21 protein-coding genes are annotated in these 12,358 nt (G+C 71.5%); 20 read left to right on the forward strand and 1 reads right to left on the reverse strand.

Annotated elements, in window-relative coordinates; genetic code table 11:
- The first annotated feature begins 59 nt into the window (after positions 1–59).
- Positions 60–347 carry a hypothetical protein gene (locus ACH54P_RS37675; RefSeq protein ID WP_489908050.1) on the forward strand — a complete coding sequence of 96 codons (288 nt, stop codon included), beginning with the start codon at positions 60–62 and terminating at the stop codon, positions 345–347.
- Here the strand turns inward: ACH54P_RS37675 and ACH54P_RS37680 are convergent.
- Positions 344–664 carry a GntR family transcriptional regulator gene (locus tag ACH54P_RS37680; protein WP_489908051.1) on the reverse strand — a complete coding sequence of 107 codons (321 nt, stop codon included), beginning with the start codon at positions 662–664 and terminating at the stop codon, positions 344–346. The two genes, ACH54P_RS37675 and ACH54P_RS37680, sit on opposite strands and share 4 nt — an antisense overlap.
- A gap of 114 nt (positions 665–778) precedes the next feature.
- Here ACH54P_RS37680 and ACH54P_RS37685 point away from each other — a divergent pair, with 114 nt between their 5' ends.
- From ACH54P_RS37685 to ACH54P_RS37775, 19 genes are all read left to right on the forward strand, one after another.
- Positions 779–1,033: a hypothetical protein gene (locus tag ACH54P_RS37685; RefSeq protein ID WP_489908052.1), complete on the forward strand. Its 255-nt coding sequence runs from the start codon at positions 779–781 to the stop codon at positions 1,031–1,033.
- A 1-nt stretch (position 1,034) separates the two neighbouring features.
- Positions 1,035–1,238, forward strand: a complete 204-nt coding sequence (locus ACH54P_RS37690) for a hypothetical protein (protein WP_489908053.1) — start codon at positions 1,035–1,037, stop codon at positions 1,236–1,238.
- A complete protein-coding gene (locus tag ACH54P_RS37695) occupies positions 1,235–1,531 on the forward strand; it encodes a hypothetical protein (protein ID WP_489908054.1) in 297 nt (98 codons plus the stop codon). The genes ACH54P_RS37690 and ACH54P_RS37695 overlap by 4 nt, the downstream gene beginning before the upstream one ends.
- Positions 1,528–1,764, forward strand: a complete 237-nt coding sequence (locus ACH54P_RS37700; protein WP_489908055.1) for a hypothetical protein — start codon at positions 1,528–1,530, stop codon at positions 1,762–1,764. Before ACH54P_RS37695 ends, ACH54P_RS37700 begins: the two co-directional genes overlap by 4 nt.
- A gap of 116 nt (positions 1,765–1,880) precedes the next feature.
- Positions 1,881–2,579, forward strand: a complete 699-nt coding sequence (locus ACH54P_RS37705) for a hypothetical protein (RefSeq protein ID WP_489908056.1) — start codon at positions 1,881–1,883, stop codon at positions 2,577–2,579.
- A 148-nt stretch (positions 2,580–2,727) separates the two neighbouring features.
- Positions 2,728–3,117, forward strand: a complete 390-nt coding sequence (locus tag ACH54P_RS37710) for an SsgA family sporulation/cell division regulator (protein ID WP_489908057.1) — start codon at positions 2,728–2,730, stop codon at positions 3,115–3,117.
- Positions 3,118–3,160: 43 nt separating this feature from the next.
- The gene (locus ACH54P_RS37715) at positions 3,161–3,757 is read left to right on the forward strand and encodes a hypothetical protein (RefSeq protein WP_489908058.1); all 597 of its coding nucleotides are present in this window, start codon (positions 3,161–3,163) and stop codon (positions 3,755–3,757) included.
- Positions 3,758–3,765: 8 nt separating this feature from the next.
- A complete protein-coding gene (locus tag ACH54P_RS37720) occupies positions 3,766–4,746 on the forward strand; it encodes a hypothetical protein (protein ID WP_489908059.1) in 981 nt (326 codons plus the stop codon).
- A complete protein-coding gene (locus ACH54P_RS37725) occupies positions 4,743–5,150 on the forward strand; it encodes a hypothetical protein (RefSeq protein ID WP_489908060.1) in 408 nt (135 codons plus the stop codon). The genes ACH54P_RS37720 and ACH54P_RS37725 overlap by 4 nt, the downstream gene beginning before the upstream one ends.
- Before the next feature lie 2 nt (positions 5,151–5,152).
- Positions 5,153–5,359 carry a hypothetical protein gene (locus tag ACH54P_RS37730; RefSeq protein ID WP_489908061.1) on the forward strand — a complete coding sequence of 69 codons (207 nt, stop codon included), beginning with the start codon at positions 5,153–5,155 and terminating at the stop codon, positions 5,357–5,359.
- Entirely contained in the window at positions 5,359–5,724 is a 366-nt protein-coding gene (locus ACH54P_RS37735) for a hypothetical protein (protein ID WP_489908062.1), read from the forward strand. The genes ACH54P_RS37730 and ACH54P_RS37735 overlap by 1 nt, the downstream gene beginning before the upstream one ends.
- A 26-nt stretch (positions 5,725–5,750) precedes the next feature.
- Complete coding sequence (locus tag ACH54P_RS37740) at positions 5,751–6,074, forward strand: conjugal transfer protein TraH (protein ID WP_489908063.1); 324 nt, start codon at positions 5,751–5,753, stop codon at positions 6,072–6,074.
- A complete protein-coding gene (locus tag ACH54P_RS37745; protein WP_489908064.1) occupies positions 6,071–7,237 on the forward strand; it encodes a conjugal transfer protein TraI in 1,167 nt (388 codons plus the stop codon). The genes ACH54P_RS37740 and ACH54P_RS37745 overlap by 4 nt, the downstream gene beginning before the upstream one ends.
- 104 nt (positions 7,238–7,341) lie before the next feature.
- Entirely contained in the window at positions 7,342–9,585 is a 2,244-nt protein-coding gene (locus tag ACH54P_RS37750; RefSeq protein ID WP_489908065.1) for a cell division protein FtsK, read from the forward strand.
- Positions 9,586–9,829: 244 nt separating this feature from the next.
- On the forward strand, positions 9,830–10,003 hold the full coding sequence (locus tag ACH54P_RS37755) for a hypothetical protein (RefSeq protein ID WP_489908066.1): 174 nt from the start codon (positions 9,830–9,832) through the stop codon (positions 10,001–10,003).
- A gap of 86 nt (positions 10,004–10,089) precedes the next feature.
- On the forward strand, positions 10,090–10,470 hold the full coding sequence (locus ACH54P_RS37760; protein ID WP_489908067.1) for a hypothetical protein: 381 nt from the start codon (positions 10,090–10,092) through the stop codon (positions 10,468–10,470).
- Positions 10,471–10,745: 275 nt separating this feature from the next.
- A complete protein-coding gene (locus ACH54P_RS37765; RefSeq protein ID WP_489908068.1) occupies positions 10,746–11,045 on the forward strand; it encodes a hypothetical protein in 300 nt (99 codons plus the stop codon).
- On the forward strand, positions 11,042–11,974 hold the full coding sequence (locus tag ACH54P_RS37770; protein ID WP_489908069.1) for a bifunctional DNA primase/polymerase: 933 nt from the start codon (positions 11,042–11,044) through the stop codon (positions 11,972–11,974). Before ACH54P_RS37765 ends, ACH54P_RS37770 begins: the two co-directional genes overlap by 4 nt.
- A gap of 19 nt (positions 11,975–11,993) precedes the next feature.
- Positions 11,994–12,287, forward strand: coding sequence for a hypothetical protein (locus tag ACH54P_RS37775; protein ID WP_489908070.1), 294 nt, complete (start codon positions 11,994–11,996; stop codon positions 12,285–12,287).
- Positions 12,288–12,358 lie beyond the last annotated feature (71 nt).

Genomic DNA, 12,358 nt, shown 5'->3' on the forward strand with positions numbered 1-12,358 from the left:
CTCCTCCCCCGCCGACTGTGCCCCCACTGTACGAGTGTGCCCCCTAGTGTGCCCTGTTCGTGCAGCTCAGAGGCCTGTTTCATGGAGTCATCAACATCGACACGGTCGAACTGGACAAGTCAAACGAGCACAAAGGAGAGATCATGGCCAAGAGTTCGTTCCCCGGCTTCAAGACCGGCGGCGGAGCCGCCAAGAAGTTCGTCTTCGCGCTGATCGTTCTGGGGGTGATCCTCATCGTGATCAAGGCTCCGATCGTTGCTGCTGGGGCCGTCGGCACTGCTGCTGACCACGGCAACGACGCCCTCGACGGCGTGATCCAGTTCTTCCGCGAACTGAACAAGGGTTAGCCAGACCGGCGTTCCAACGTCTCGACACGCTCCTGCAGGTCAGCGAGTTGGGCCGCCAGCTGACTCATCGTCAGCGGTTCTGCCTGCCCCGCGTTCTCCGTGACGAAGACGCCTATCGACTGGCGCGCCACTAGACGCCCTTCGTCCTGAAGAACCTTGAGTGCCCGCTGGACGGTGGCGATGGCGATGTCGTATCGGCCGGCCAGCTCGCGATGGGTAGGCAGCTTGTCGCCTGGTTTTAGCTTCCCTTCCCGCATGTCCTTTCGGATCTCGGCTGCCACGACTTCGAAGGGCGCTTGCCCAGCGGAGCTGTCCATAACCCCAGATTAGTCCGCTTGTATCAGCTTGGGCTAGTTCACTCGGTTGGCCTATCGCGCCGTTGAACTAGCTTGAGCTAGCTTGAATGAGTCAACGAGGAAAGGATCTACCCGATGAACACCACCCGCCCCAGTCGCCGCCAGATCGAGATGGACGCGGTCGATCTGGACTTCGACTACTTCGCCGATACGACCGGTCTGGCCGGTGACAGCGTGTTGGTGGGGGAGTTCGACGGCGTCGCGGACCTGGTCGGCCTGTATGCGGAGATTGCGGAGATCGAGGCAGTGCTGGCCGAGCTGGACGCTCCGGTTGCTCCGGTGATCACGCTGCCGATCGCGATCCGCGGGCAGTTGGGGGAGGTGGCCTGAGATGACCAGTTCCGCGGTGCGTGGGTTGGCATTGTTCGCGGCGTTGCAGGCGACGTTCGCGGACATCCATCCGGTGTGTGACCAGTGGTTGCAGTCCAGCGAGGACGCGGCCGGGAAGGGCCTGCCGGGCCGGGAGGGCGCGAAGCACTGCGCCCGGCACGTGGCCAGCTACACGGCTGGTCAGGTGGGCGCGGCGGTGGCGTGACGCGGGTGCTGGGGTTCCGGGTGCCGCTGCGGGCGCTGGCTGCGGGTGCCGCGGTCAACGCGGTCACGCACTTCGTGATCGATCGCCGGGCGCCACTGAAGGCGCTGGTGCGGCTGGCCGGGAAGCAGGGCTACGTCGAGCACGCGACGGTGCGGCGCCGCGACGGCGTGGTCGACGAATCCGGCCCGGGCACCGCACTGACCGAGCTGGACCAGGCCGCCCACCGCGCGATCGGTGTGGCCGCGTCGCTGCTCACCACCTGGATCGCTCTGCGCTGTGGGAGGACGTCATGACCGACCGCCTGTTCGTCCCGGCCGCGTTCGCGCACCTGCTGGCCACGATGCCGCCCGCCACCGCGACGCCGTGGGACCGGGAGCACTGGCTGGACATCGCCTACACCGAGGTGCGCGCGGGGTTCTCCGGCCCGCACGGCATGGAGGCGATGCGTCTGGCTCGGGTGTTCCTGGCCGAGCTGGCCGCCACCCGCGTCGAGATCGAGAACCTGCACCTGGCCCTCGCGGCCTGACTCACCCTTCACCACCACTTTCCGGCGTAGTTTCCGCGCCCCGCCTCGCAATTCCGCATTCGCCTCGGGGCACCGCCATGCCTGCTTCCGGCTCCACCGCCCGAAAGGGACCGCTCATGACCGCCACGCAGACCACCCCGGTCGCGGCCCGGTTCACCGACCTGGCCGACACCCTGACCCGCAACGCCGCGCTCCTGGCCACCGCCGGGCTGCCGGAGACCGTGACCGAGGTCCGGGTGGCCGTGTACGGCGACGTCGCGGCACAGCTGCGGTTGCTGGCCGAGGCCGAGCAGGCCCCCGCCGCGGGCAACCCGCTGGTGCTGGTCCCGGCAGCCGAGGACACCGCGGTGGGCGTGGCGCGCCGGTTCGAGGCGCTGGCAGGGCTGCTGGCCGCCAATGCCCGGCTCCTGACCCGCGACACCCGGGACGTGGGGATGCACCGCCGGGCCGGGGTCTACCGCGACGTCGCGACCCAGCTGCGGCTGCTGGCCACCGCTGAGCGGGAGGCCGAGATGGCGTCCCGGCCGCGGGCCAGCCGGCCGCCGCTGTCCAACACCGCGCCGGACAGCGTGATCGCGGCCAAGGCCGCGGTGCGCGCCCCGCGGGTGCGGCGGGTGTTCCTGGAGGCGCTGGTTTCCGCGATCGCCAAGCGCCGCGCACAGGGCTGGTCGGTGGCGCGGCTGACGCTGTGGCTGCGCACCACGCTGCGGGACCCGCAGACCGACGCCATCCACCCGTGTGCCCAGCGGTCGTTCGTCACCTACGTCACCAGTCTGTTGGCCGCCCACCCGGCCCACCAGCCGCACGCCGCCTGACCCACCCGTTACCTGCCAGCACATTCCCTTGTCGAGAAAGGAACGTCATGTCGCTGCTCGGCTCGCCCGCGGCCACGGCCGCCATCCACCAGCTCGACCCGGTCGCCGGATCCGGCACCCGCCTCCCCGGCAACGACGGAGGTTGGCGATGACGCAGGTGCGGATTCCCTGCTCGGTGTGGTTGCTCGGCCGGGGCACGATCGAGGGGTTCTGGGAGTACCGCGTCGCCGACCCGTGGGCGGTCACGCTGCACCTGGACGGGCAGCGCTGGATGTTCGCCCGCGAGCTACTGCGCACCGGCCTGGTCGAACCGGCCGGGGACGGCGATGTGCAGGTCATGCCCGACACCGGCGGCCACCCGGGCCTGCTGAACGTGCTGCTGCGCTCCCCGTCGGGGACGGCGCGGCTGCCGATGGCCCGCGACACCGTCCGGTCGTTGCTGGAGAGCTCCTACGCCCTGGTGCCCGACGGGTGGGAGGCCGCCGCGGTCGACTGGCCGGCCGAATGGGCACGCCTGGCCACCCCGCCCGCCGCCTGAGTCCCGCCTCGTTCGTTCCCGTGTCCTTTTTGGAGGCTTCGCCATGTCCCTTGCCACGATCTCCACGACGGCCCTGACCACCGCGCCGGACCCCGGCGACGACGATGAGCCGTTCTACCCGCCCCCGGCTCCCAGCATGACCGTGGCGCTGGCCAAGCAGATGGCCGGCACCGCCTACCACGAGGCCGGGCAGCGGGTGGCGCGGCTGGCGCGTCAGCTGCTGCCCCGGGCCGCCTGCCCCGATGACCGGATGCGGCTGCTGTACCTGTACGCGGCCGAGGAAACCTACCTCGCGTCGGTGTTCCCCGCGGCCAAACCCGACCACCCCGAGCGTTGGCAGGCCGGGGTGACCGAGCACCAGGTGGCGGGCGAGCTGGCCGGGATGATCGCCACCGCCGAAGAGGCCCTCGCCACCGGAGCCCCCTACCAGCCGGGAACCGGGCCGATCGCTCACCTCATGGCCTGCTACGTGAGCGACCGGGACCCGGTCGCCCGTGCCGGGCTGCTCGACGAGGTCGTCCGCCACCTGCGCGCCGGTGGCTACCCGCAGCGGGCGGTGGACCTGGTGACCGACGTCGCCGCCGCATTGCGGGTCACCGCAATCAGCGGCCACCGCCACCCGGCGTTGCCGGCCGCCTGACTCCGGCCATGACCACCACCGAACCGGCGGTGGATCTGCGGGGCGATTCCGACGGGCTGGTGGACCTGAACCTTCCGGAGCCGACCCCGGAGGGCCGTCGGTTCTTCACACTGATCTCCGGGGAGATCGACGGGGATGCGGAGTCGTTCTTCGGCCGGGGGTTCTGCCACTGGCTGGCCGGGGCGATCCATTCGATCACCGGATGGGACCTGTTCACCATCGACTACCGGGCGGTCGGTGAGGAGGTCTGGCAACCCGCGCACAGCGGGGCCCTGACCCCGGCGGGGACGGTTCTGGACATCTTCGGCGAACACGACCGCCAGGCCGTGTGCGACCGCTACCTGAGCGGGAACATCGCCGAAACCCGGCCCCGGGTCGTAGACGGCCCGAACATGCCCGGCGACGTGATCACCGACATCGATCACCTTCGCGGTGATCACCTCTGGTGGACCGACCGGTTCAAAGCACCTCAGATGCAGGGGTTGGTGCTGCACTTCGCCCGGCTTGTCCTTACCCGCCATGGCTACGGCCACCACATCCCTGCCACCGCACAACCCCGCGGCACCCGCCCGCACTCGGCGCAACCTGTTGCGCTGCAACGAGATTCCAGCACTCCACCCACACCCGATCGAAAGGGGACAGTCATGTCCATTCCCGAAGAAGTCGCGCAGCTCAACGCCATCGCCGAAGCCATCCCGCTGGGCGCGCTGCAGCAGCTCGCCGAGGCCGAGTTGCCGCCGGAGGTGCAGGCCGCCCGCGATGCGATGTCGTCGCTGGGGAACCAGGCCCTCGGGGTCCTCGGCAACACCGCCGACGCCTCACGGGCCGCGACGCTGCTCACCGAGGCCATGGCCAAGCTGGAGCGAGCCAACGAAACCCAGCAGATCCTGCGCATGCACTACGGCAAAGCGCTCCAATCGGCGGCGCAGGCCAAACAGCTCATCGAACAGGCCGCCGGGTACCACGGCCGGGGATCGGGGACGTCGTGACCGACCACACCGGATCGAGCCTGTTCGGCCCGGTCACCGACGTCGACCGCCGACGCTGGCAGATTCAGGCGCACGCCGCGCTGGCCACCGTGCTGCACAAGGCGAACCGGGCGGGGCTGGTACCGCTGCACTGGAGTCTCGGCCAGCTCGGCCAGCTGCACGGCACCGTGCCCACGCTCGGGATCGCGCAGGCCGACGTCCGCGAGATCTACACCGCGTGGGCCGATTTCCTCGGCCTGACCAGCCGTCGCACCAGCCGCGGCAGCCACGGCACCGTCCACCTGGCCGCCATCGGCGACCTCCCGCAGCGAAACGGCCGGCAGGGCTGCCCGGTCGGGATCTCCGCCGACCTGCACCCCGACGACGACCCCGCCGCCATCGACCCGACCACCGAGGAGTGCTGACCGTGACCGGACCCGAGCACTACACCGAAGCCGAACACCTGCTCCGCAACGCTTTCGGCTCGCACGCTGACGTCGTGGACGTGGCCAACACCCTGGCTGCCGCGACGGTTCACGCGATGCTGGCGCTGGCCGCCGCCACCGCGTCGGCGGGGCGGATGTCCGGCAAGGCCGCGCAGGCGTGGGACAAGGCGACGGGGGTGGAGCGGTGATGTCCACACCAGACACTCCGAATCTCTCGCCGGCCGATGCGGCGGACACGGTGCTGCTGCTGCGCCGCCTGGTGGAGCGCAACGGCACGTGGGCACTGTCCAAGGTGGTCGCCGCGCTGGTGCTGTGGCTGCTGGTGCACCTCGGTCGGGCGGCGCTGGTGCTGGTGGTCCGGGTGCTGACCGGGTGCCTGGCCCGGCTGGACCGCTACACAACCCGCGTCGTGCTGACCCCGCCGCGGGCGCGGGTGAACCACTACTTCGACGCCCACAACGGCCACGACTACGACCCGCACCACTTCGAGCGCCACGCGGCCGGGCACAGCCCACCGCCGCCGCGGATGGCCTGGGAGGCCGCCCATGCATGACCGAGACGACCCCGAGGAGGTGAGCCGTGGACACGACCACCCGTGAGCACCCGGCGGCCCGGACCCGGCAGGAGAGCGCGGTGGCCTGGCTGGGCACGCACGCGATCGAGCTGACCGGCGTCGGTGCGCCGCTGGTGGCCGGGCTGATCTGGACGCCCTGGCTGGACCTGATCTCCGCCGTGCTGGCGGGGGTGTGGGCAGCGAACGAGATCCAGCTGCACCGGCGCACCCGCCCGGCGCGGCGGGCCGCCGTCACCACGACCCCGCCCGCGCGCCAGCTGTCCAGCACCGCCGCGAGCAACGCCCCGGCCCCGGCCGCGGGCACCGACCGAAAGGAGGCCAAGGCATGAGCACCACGAACATCGCAGGCGACGACCACGACGACGGCGGGGAGGTCGGGCGCGGCCTGGCCGCCCTGGAACGCCACCTCGCCGACGTCGCCCAGGCCACCCCGGCCGCCGCCACGCCGGAACCGGTACTCGAGAATCCGGTGCCCGCCCCGCAGCGTGCGGGCCACGGCGTGACGCGGCGGGTGCGGCGGCGAGTGGCCGAGCACGCCGAAGCCCACCAGCTGCTCGCGCTGGAGACCGACACCGCCCCATTCCAGGTCACCACGGACAAAGTCCGAACCCGGCGCAAGGCGGTCGAGCAGGCCGCCGCGCTGTGGCGGCTGGACCGCGATCCACGCGTGCTGGCCTACCGCGACGCCCGGATGCGCCGCCTGGTGCTCGCGGTGGCGCTGGTGTCGCTCACCCTCGCGCTCGCGTGGTCGACCGCCGGGGTGCAGGCGTTCGCGGCGGAGGGCGCCCCGGCCGGGAGCCCTCGGTGGTGGTTCGCGTGGCTGGCCGAACCGTTCTGCTCGCTGGCGCTGCTGATGGTGGTGGCCGGGCGCGCCTACCTCACCACCCGCGGCCGGCCGCTCAACGACCGGGCGGTGGACCGCACGGAGTGGGTGTTCCTCGGCCTGACCCTCGGCATGAACGCCTGGCCGCACCTGCCGGGCGTGGCCGCCGACTTCACTGTCTCGGGGCTGGTGCTGCACCTGCTGGGCCCGGTCGTCGCGGTCGCGGTAGTGCGGTGCCTGCCGAGGCTGCTCGCCGCGTTCGCCGGGCTCGCCCTGCCCGCCGACGCTCCGGCAACGCCCGGCCCCGGACGGGAGACGACCCCGCCGGGCGAGGGGGAGGGACCCGGCGGGGTCGCCACTCTCGACCCTAAGCCGGACTCGCCCGGCCGGCCGATCGCTCAGCCGGGCAACACCCGCACGGACCAGCCCCGCCTCACTCGGCCGGTTGCGGCGCGGCGCACGCCGACCCCGCGGCGTCGCACCGCGACGGTGGCGACACCGGCGCGGCGCTCGATCGAGCAGCTGCGTGAGGAGTTCACGGCTGCGCTGGCGGCCCGGCCGGACGGGTTCGACCCGGACAACGGCGAATCGATCCGCCGCACCCTGCGGTGCGGCAAGAAGTTCTCGGTGCAGCTGCGCGACGACTACCGCGCGGGCCGCATCGGCTGATCCCTACCCCGCAGCGCCGGGCAGGGCTGAACAACGCCCCGCCCGGGACGTGGTTCGGTCTTGCTCTGGCCTGCGCACCACCCACGGCCAGGAAGGCACCAGCCATGAACCCGACCGACCACCACGACGACGAGAACACCACCACCGACACCGTGCCCGTCGCGGAGCCGGCCGGGGAACTGGCCACCGTCCACCGCCTCCCCAGCCACGACACTGACGGGGCCGAAGCGATCGAGGGCGAGATCGTCACCCCGGAGGAATGGGCCCTGCTGACCGACCCGAAAGCGCAGCAGGCATGGCGGTACGCGCAGTACCGCCGCCAGGGCGCGGCCGTGGTCAAGGCCACCCGCACCGCGGTCACCCACGACCGCACGGTCGCCTCGGCCAAGTTCGCCGGACGGCACGCCGCCTACGTCTTCGGCGGCGCCGGGATCGTCGCCAAACGGGTGTGGGAGGCCAAGACGAACTCCCGCTACGAGCGACTGCTGCGCGCGGCCGAGGCCCGCGGCGATGCCGAGGAGCTCAAGCACTGGGAGGAACGGGCCGAGCTGGCCAAGGACAAGCGGCACCGCCGCGCGATGGACTGGCTGGACGCCCCGGTCAAGATCGGACGGGCGCTGCTGCTGGGCCTGCTGGTGGCGATCGTGGTGCTGTTCGGGATCGGCTGCCTACTGGCCATCTCCTTCTCCGACTGGTCCATGATCGGTGCCCCGTTCGGCGCGGTCACCGACTTCGTCCGCTGGGTGACCATCGCGGTGTCGGTGGCGTGGGGTCCGTTCCTGCTGGCCGCCCCGTGGATCGGGCTGGCCGCCTTGCACCACATCGGCCGGCGGGCCGAGGCCACCCCCGGGTGGCTCGCCCGCACCGGCGATGGCGGAACGGACGCGTCCACCCTGGTGACCGCGGACGGGATCGTGGCCGCACTGCGCCACCTCGGCATCCCCGCGATGAACAAGGCCATCAAGGACGGCTGGGCGCCACGGTTCGAGCTGAACCCGACCCGGGAGGGGGCGGGGGCGTTCAAGGGCTACCGGGCGATCGTGGACCTTCCCATGGGCGTCGCACCCACCATGGTCGCCGACCGCCGCGAGGTCCTGGCAAAGAACCTCAACCGCAACGCCGTCGAGGTGTGGGCCTCGGACTATGGACGCGAGAAGGGCGGCAAGGCCGGATACCTCAACCTCTACGTCGCCGACTCGGGCGTGATGGACAAGCCGACTCCGGACTACCCCCTGCTGCACGAAGGGTCCACCGACGTCTTCGCCGGAGTCCCGATCGGGATCACCCAGCGCGGGGACGTCGTGTCCATCCCGATCGCCGGGTCCAACGCCGTGTTCGGCGGCCAGCCTGGCCAGGGAAAGTCCAACGCGGTCCGGGTCATGGTCCTCGGTGTCGGTCTGGACCCGCTGGCCGAAATCCGGGTCCACGTCTTCGCCATGAACGGAGACTTCGACGCCTACGCACCCCGCCTGTCGAACTACGAGAAGGGAGCCACCACCGAACACGTCGAGTCCGCGCTGGCGCACCTGGAACAGCTCTACGCCGAAGTCGGCCGCCGCGAGGGCCGGCTGGCCGAACTCGGGGCCAAGAAGCTGACCCGCCAGATCGCCGAACAGCACGAGGACATGCGTCCGCTGCTGGTCGCCTTCTCCGAGTGCCACGAGCTGTTCGGCCACGCCGACCTCGGCAAGCACGCCGCGGAACTAGCGGTCAACATCGTCAAGCGCGGCCGCAAGACCGGCGTCTCCACCGTCTACGACACCCAGTCCTCCCGCGCGGACGCGATCCCGTCCCAACTGGTGGAAAACGTCGGCGCGAACGGCTGCTTCGCAGTCAAGACCTGGCGCTCCAACGACGGGTTCCTCGGTGACGGCAGCTTCGCGGCCGGGATCCGGGCCACCGAGCTGCGGTTCAACGTCGACCGGGGAACCATGGTCGCCACCGGCATGACCGACGAACTGTTCGAGATCGTCCGGACGTTCTTCGTCGAGGTCGACGACGACCGCGGCTGGGACGCCGCCGCCGACGTTATCGCCCGCGCCATGGCCCAGCTCAAGCCCGGCACCCCGGTGGCCGGCGCCCGGCCCGCGCGGGAGCTGGAAACCGCCCGCGACCTGCTGGAAGACGTCGCCGAAGCCCTCGGGGACGACGACAAGGCCAAGGCCACCGACGTCGTGGCCCGGCTGCGCCAGCTCGCCCCCGGCTACCGGCCCTACCAGGGGCTCAACGCGGACAAGCTGGCCGTCCAGCTGGGCGAGCTGGGCGTCAAGGTGACCAAGGTCGGAGTCCTCACCGTGTACACGGAGCGTGTCCGAAAGGCGCTCGCCGACCGCGACACCGACGCGTAGGGAGGGAATCCGCCCGCACTCCCCGAACCCCAGCTCCCAGCGGGCGTCGGACGGGCGGATTCCCTCGCTTCCCTCGTTCCCTTCGGTCCGATACGCGCTGATCAGCCGTAGGGAACGCCCCGCCGGGGCCCGTGAGGGAATTTTCCCTAGCCGACCCCGGATTCCCTAACCCATTCCCTGCCGAACCCGGCGATAGCCGGGCCGCAGATTCGTCACTCAACGTCATATTCTTGGAGGTTTCGTCATGCCCGGAAAGTCTCTCGTGCACCGCGGCACCGAGAGCTGGTGGTCCGGCGAGGTCAAGACGCTCTGCGGGCTCACCGTCCCGCGCGGGCAAAGCGAGTCGCCCTGGTTCACCCGCCCGGCCTGCCCGTCCTGCGAGGCGATCCACGCGCAGCGCAAGAACAGCCGCAAGTAGCCGCATCCGGACCTCGCCGGACCGGCGGCCGGCACCCGATGCCCCGCCGGTCCGGCGACACCCATCCCACACGTCAAGGAGACGCGATGTTCCTGCCCGCCCCCGACCTGTCAATCACCGACGTGTACGCGTGCCTGCGCGTGCACACCCCGACCGTGCTCACCGACCCCACCGGCGCGATCTTCGCCGTCGGCGTGACCCGCCCGGCGGTGGCGGCGGCGATGATCCGCGCCGCCGCGCCCGGGATGGAGCTGCCCGTTCCTGACCGGGCCGACGCGCAGACCTTCCGGCTGCGCTGGTTCGCCTACACCCACCCCGGCAAGCCCGGTGATCCCGTGCTCCGCCCGGCCTGCCCGGGCGAGGACGGCGCCTTCCCGGTGGTGATCTGGCGGGCCGCCGACCAGGCCCGTGCCCGCGCCACCCGCGACGCCGCGCAGGCACTGGCCGTGATGGGGGTGGCGGCATGAGCACCAACGATTCGGGTGCCTGGCACCGCGAGCTGCAGCGCCAGCAGGAGGAAATCCAGCGCAAGCAGCGGGAGGCCGCGCAGAAAGGCGAGAACAAGTGACGATCACCCGCACTGTCACCGCCGCCGCGATCGCCGCCATCCTCGTCGCCAGCCCAGCCGGCTGCCGGAGCTTGACCGCCGCACTCAGCCTCATCACCCGCGGCGACCACTGATCCCAGCACGCGCAACCGGATACCGCGCACACCAACCCGTCCGAACGAGTGGAGGGCGGCCGTGGCGGACAAAACGAAGTACCGCGCGGCCGAGATCACCGCGTGGCTGGCGGAGCTGGAGAACGCCGACGCGGACGCAGCCCGCCGCGCCGGCCGGGCGATCGCCCGCGGCTGGAACGACCGGGAGTTCTACGCCTCCGCCACTCTGCCCGCGCTGGCTAAGTACCTGCGCACCTGCGGGCAACCACCCTCCGATGTGGACCGGGTGGGCGATCTGCTGGCGCGGGCGTTCGGGGTGCACCTGCACGACGTCGCGGCCTGGGATCCCCGGCCCGACTGGCGAAAGGAGATCGGCGCATGAGCGAGGCCCAACGCGCCGGACTGGAACGGGTCGCGCTGGCCATGGCTGGCAGAGGGTGGGCGGTGTTCCCGATCATGCCGAACCGCAAGTGGCCGCCCGCCTGGCACCGCAAGGACACCTGCCCCGGCCGGGGGCCGTGCGCGGCGGGGCACGTGACGCCGGAGTCGCTGGCCACCACCGACCCCGAGACGATCACACGGGTGTGGGCGACGGTCCCGTACAACGTCGCGGTGTTCCCCGGCAAGTCCGGGTGGCACGTCATCGACTGCGACGTCCGCAAGCCCGCCGAAGCGCCCGGCCCCGACGGCTGGGAAGAGCTGCAAGCGCTGGCCGGCGTGCGGGGCGGGCCGCTGCCGGACACCTGGACCACCTCGACGCCCAGCGGGGGGCGTCAGCTGTGGTACCCGGTGCCGCCCGGGGTGCGGCTGGGCTCGACGGTCAAGTGGATCGCCGACCACATCGACACCCGCGGCTGGGGCGGCTACGCCCTGGCGCCCGGCAGCGTCCGCGACGACGGCGCGTATGAGCTGCTCGACGACACCGAGGGCCCGGCGCTGCCGGGGTGGCTTGTCCAAGCCAGCGTCAAACTCCCGCCCACGGCCAACTCAGGCCGCACTCAGAAGCCTGTAGCCGCCCCGACCACGTACGCGGCGAAGGCAGTGCGAGACGAGTGCGACCGCGTCGTGGCGGCGCAACCAGGCACCCGCAACAAGGTTCTGTCGACCGCCGCCTATGCCCTCGGTCAGCTGGTCGGGGCCGGTGTGCTGGAGGAGACCTACGCCCGGGTGCAGCTGCGGGCCGCGGTCGCGACCTGGAACACCCCGGAGTCCGCGGTCAAGGACGACGGCGTGATCGAAACGTCGCTGCGGGCCGGGATGGACAACCCCCGACGGATCACCCCCCGACGCGGCACCCGCCGCGCCGCCTGAGGAGAAGGAGACCATCACGATGGCCGCCATCGTTCACCGCTGCGCCTGCGGGCACCTGGACAGTCACCACCGCGAGCACCCCCTCAAGGACGACACCCGCCCCTGCCTCGCCGCCCGCTGTGGCTGTGCGGACGCAGACGTTCAGGCACCGGAGATCATCCCGACCTGGCGGACGGCCAACGCGACCGCGCAGGCGATGCCCGACCCGACCACGATCACGCCCGGAACGGTCGACGGCCCCGGGCTCGGCCGGCTGTGCGACTGCGAGGACTGCTGGTCGCTCTACGACACCGCCAGCGGACAGGCCGCCTGAGCACCGCTGCTACCACCGCACTGACCACATCGGACAGAGAGGGCCGGGCACCACGCGTGCCCGGCCCTTCT

Source organism: Amycolatopsis sp. N2S4-7, from assembly GCF_058119595.1.

What these genes read in the sequence shown, in the direction of transcription:
- ACH54P_RS37680 (WP_489908051.1), bottom strand. Translation starts at nt 664, where the DNA reads ATGGACAGCTCCGCTGGGCAAGCGCCCTTCGAAGTCGTGGCAGCCGAG.
- ACH54P_RS37735 (WP_489908062.1), top strand. Translation starts at nt 5,359, where the DNA reads ATGTCCACACCAGACACTCCGAATCTCTCGCCGGCCGATGCGGCGGAC.
- ACH54P_RS37715 (WP_489908058.1), top strand. Translation starts at nt 3,161, where the DNA reads ATGTCCCTTGCCACGATCTCCACGACGGCCCTGACCACCGCGCCGGAC.
- ACH54P_RS37720 (WP_489908059.1), top strand. Translation starts at nt 3,766, where the DNA reads ATGACCACCACCGAACCGGCGGTGGATCTGCGGGGCGATTCCGACGGG.
- ACH54P_RS37705 (WP_489908056.1), top strand. Translation starts at nt 1,881, where the DNA reads ATGACCGCCACGCAGACCACCCCGGTCGCGGCCCGGTTCACCGACCTG.
- ACH54P_RS37750 (WP_489908065.1), top strand. Translation starts at nt 7,342, where the DNA reads ATGAACCCGACCGACCACCACGACGACGAGAACACCACCACCGACACC.
- ACH54P_RS37700 (WP_489908055.1), top strand. Translation starts at nt 1,528, where the DNA reads ATGACCGACCGCCTGTTCGTCCCGGCCGCGTTCGCGCACCTGCTGGCC.
- ACH54P_RS37710 (WP_489908057.1), top strand. Translation starts at nt 2,728, where the DNA reads ATGACGCAGGTGCGGATTCCCTGCTCGGTGTGGTTGCTCGGCCGGGGC.
- ACH54P_RS37755 (WP_489908066.1), top strand. Translation starts at nt 9,830, where the DNA reads ATGCCCGGAAAGTCTCTCGTGCACCGCGGCACCGAGAGCTGGTGGTCC.
- ACH54P_RS37775 (WP_489908070.1), top strand. Translation starts at nt 11,994, where the DNA reads ATGGCCGCCATCGTTCACCGCTGCGCCTGCGGGCACCTGGACAGTCAC.
- ACH54P_RS37690 (WP_489908053.1), top strand. Translation starts at nt 1,035, where the DNA reads ATGACCAGTTCCGCGGTGCGTGGGTTGGCATTGTTCGCGGCGTTGCAG.
- ACH54P_RS37760 (WP_489908067.1), top strand. Translation starts at nt 10,090, where the DNA reads ATGTTCCTGCCCGCCCCCGACCTGTCAATCACCGACGTGTACGCGTGC.
- ACH54P_RS37685 (WP_489908052.1), top strand. Translation starts at nt 779, where the DNA reads ATGAACACCACCCGCCCCAGTCGCCGCCAGATCGAGATGGACGCGGTC.
- ACH54P_RS37770 (WP_489908069.1), top strand. Translation starts at nt 11,042, where the DNA reads ATGAGCGAGGCCCAACGCGCCGGACTGGAACGGGTCGCGCTGGCCATG.
- ACH54P_RS37745 (WP_489908064.1), top strand. Translation starts at nt 6,071, where the DNA reads ATGAGCACCACGAACATCGCAGGCGACGACCACGACGACGGCGGGGAG.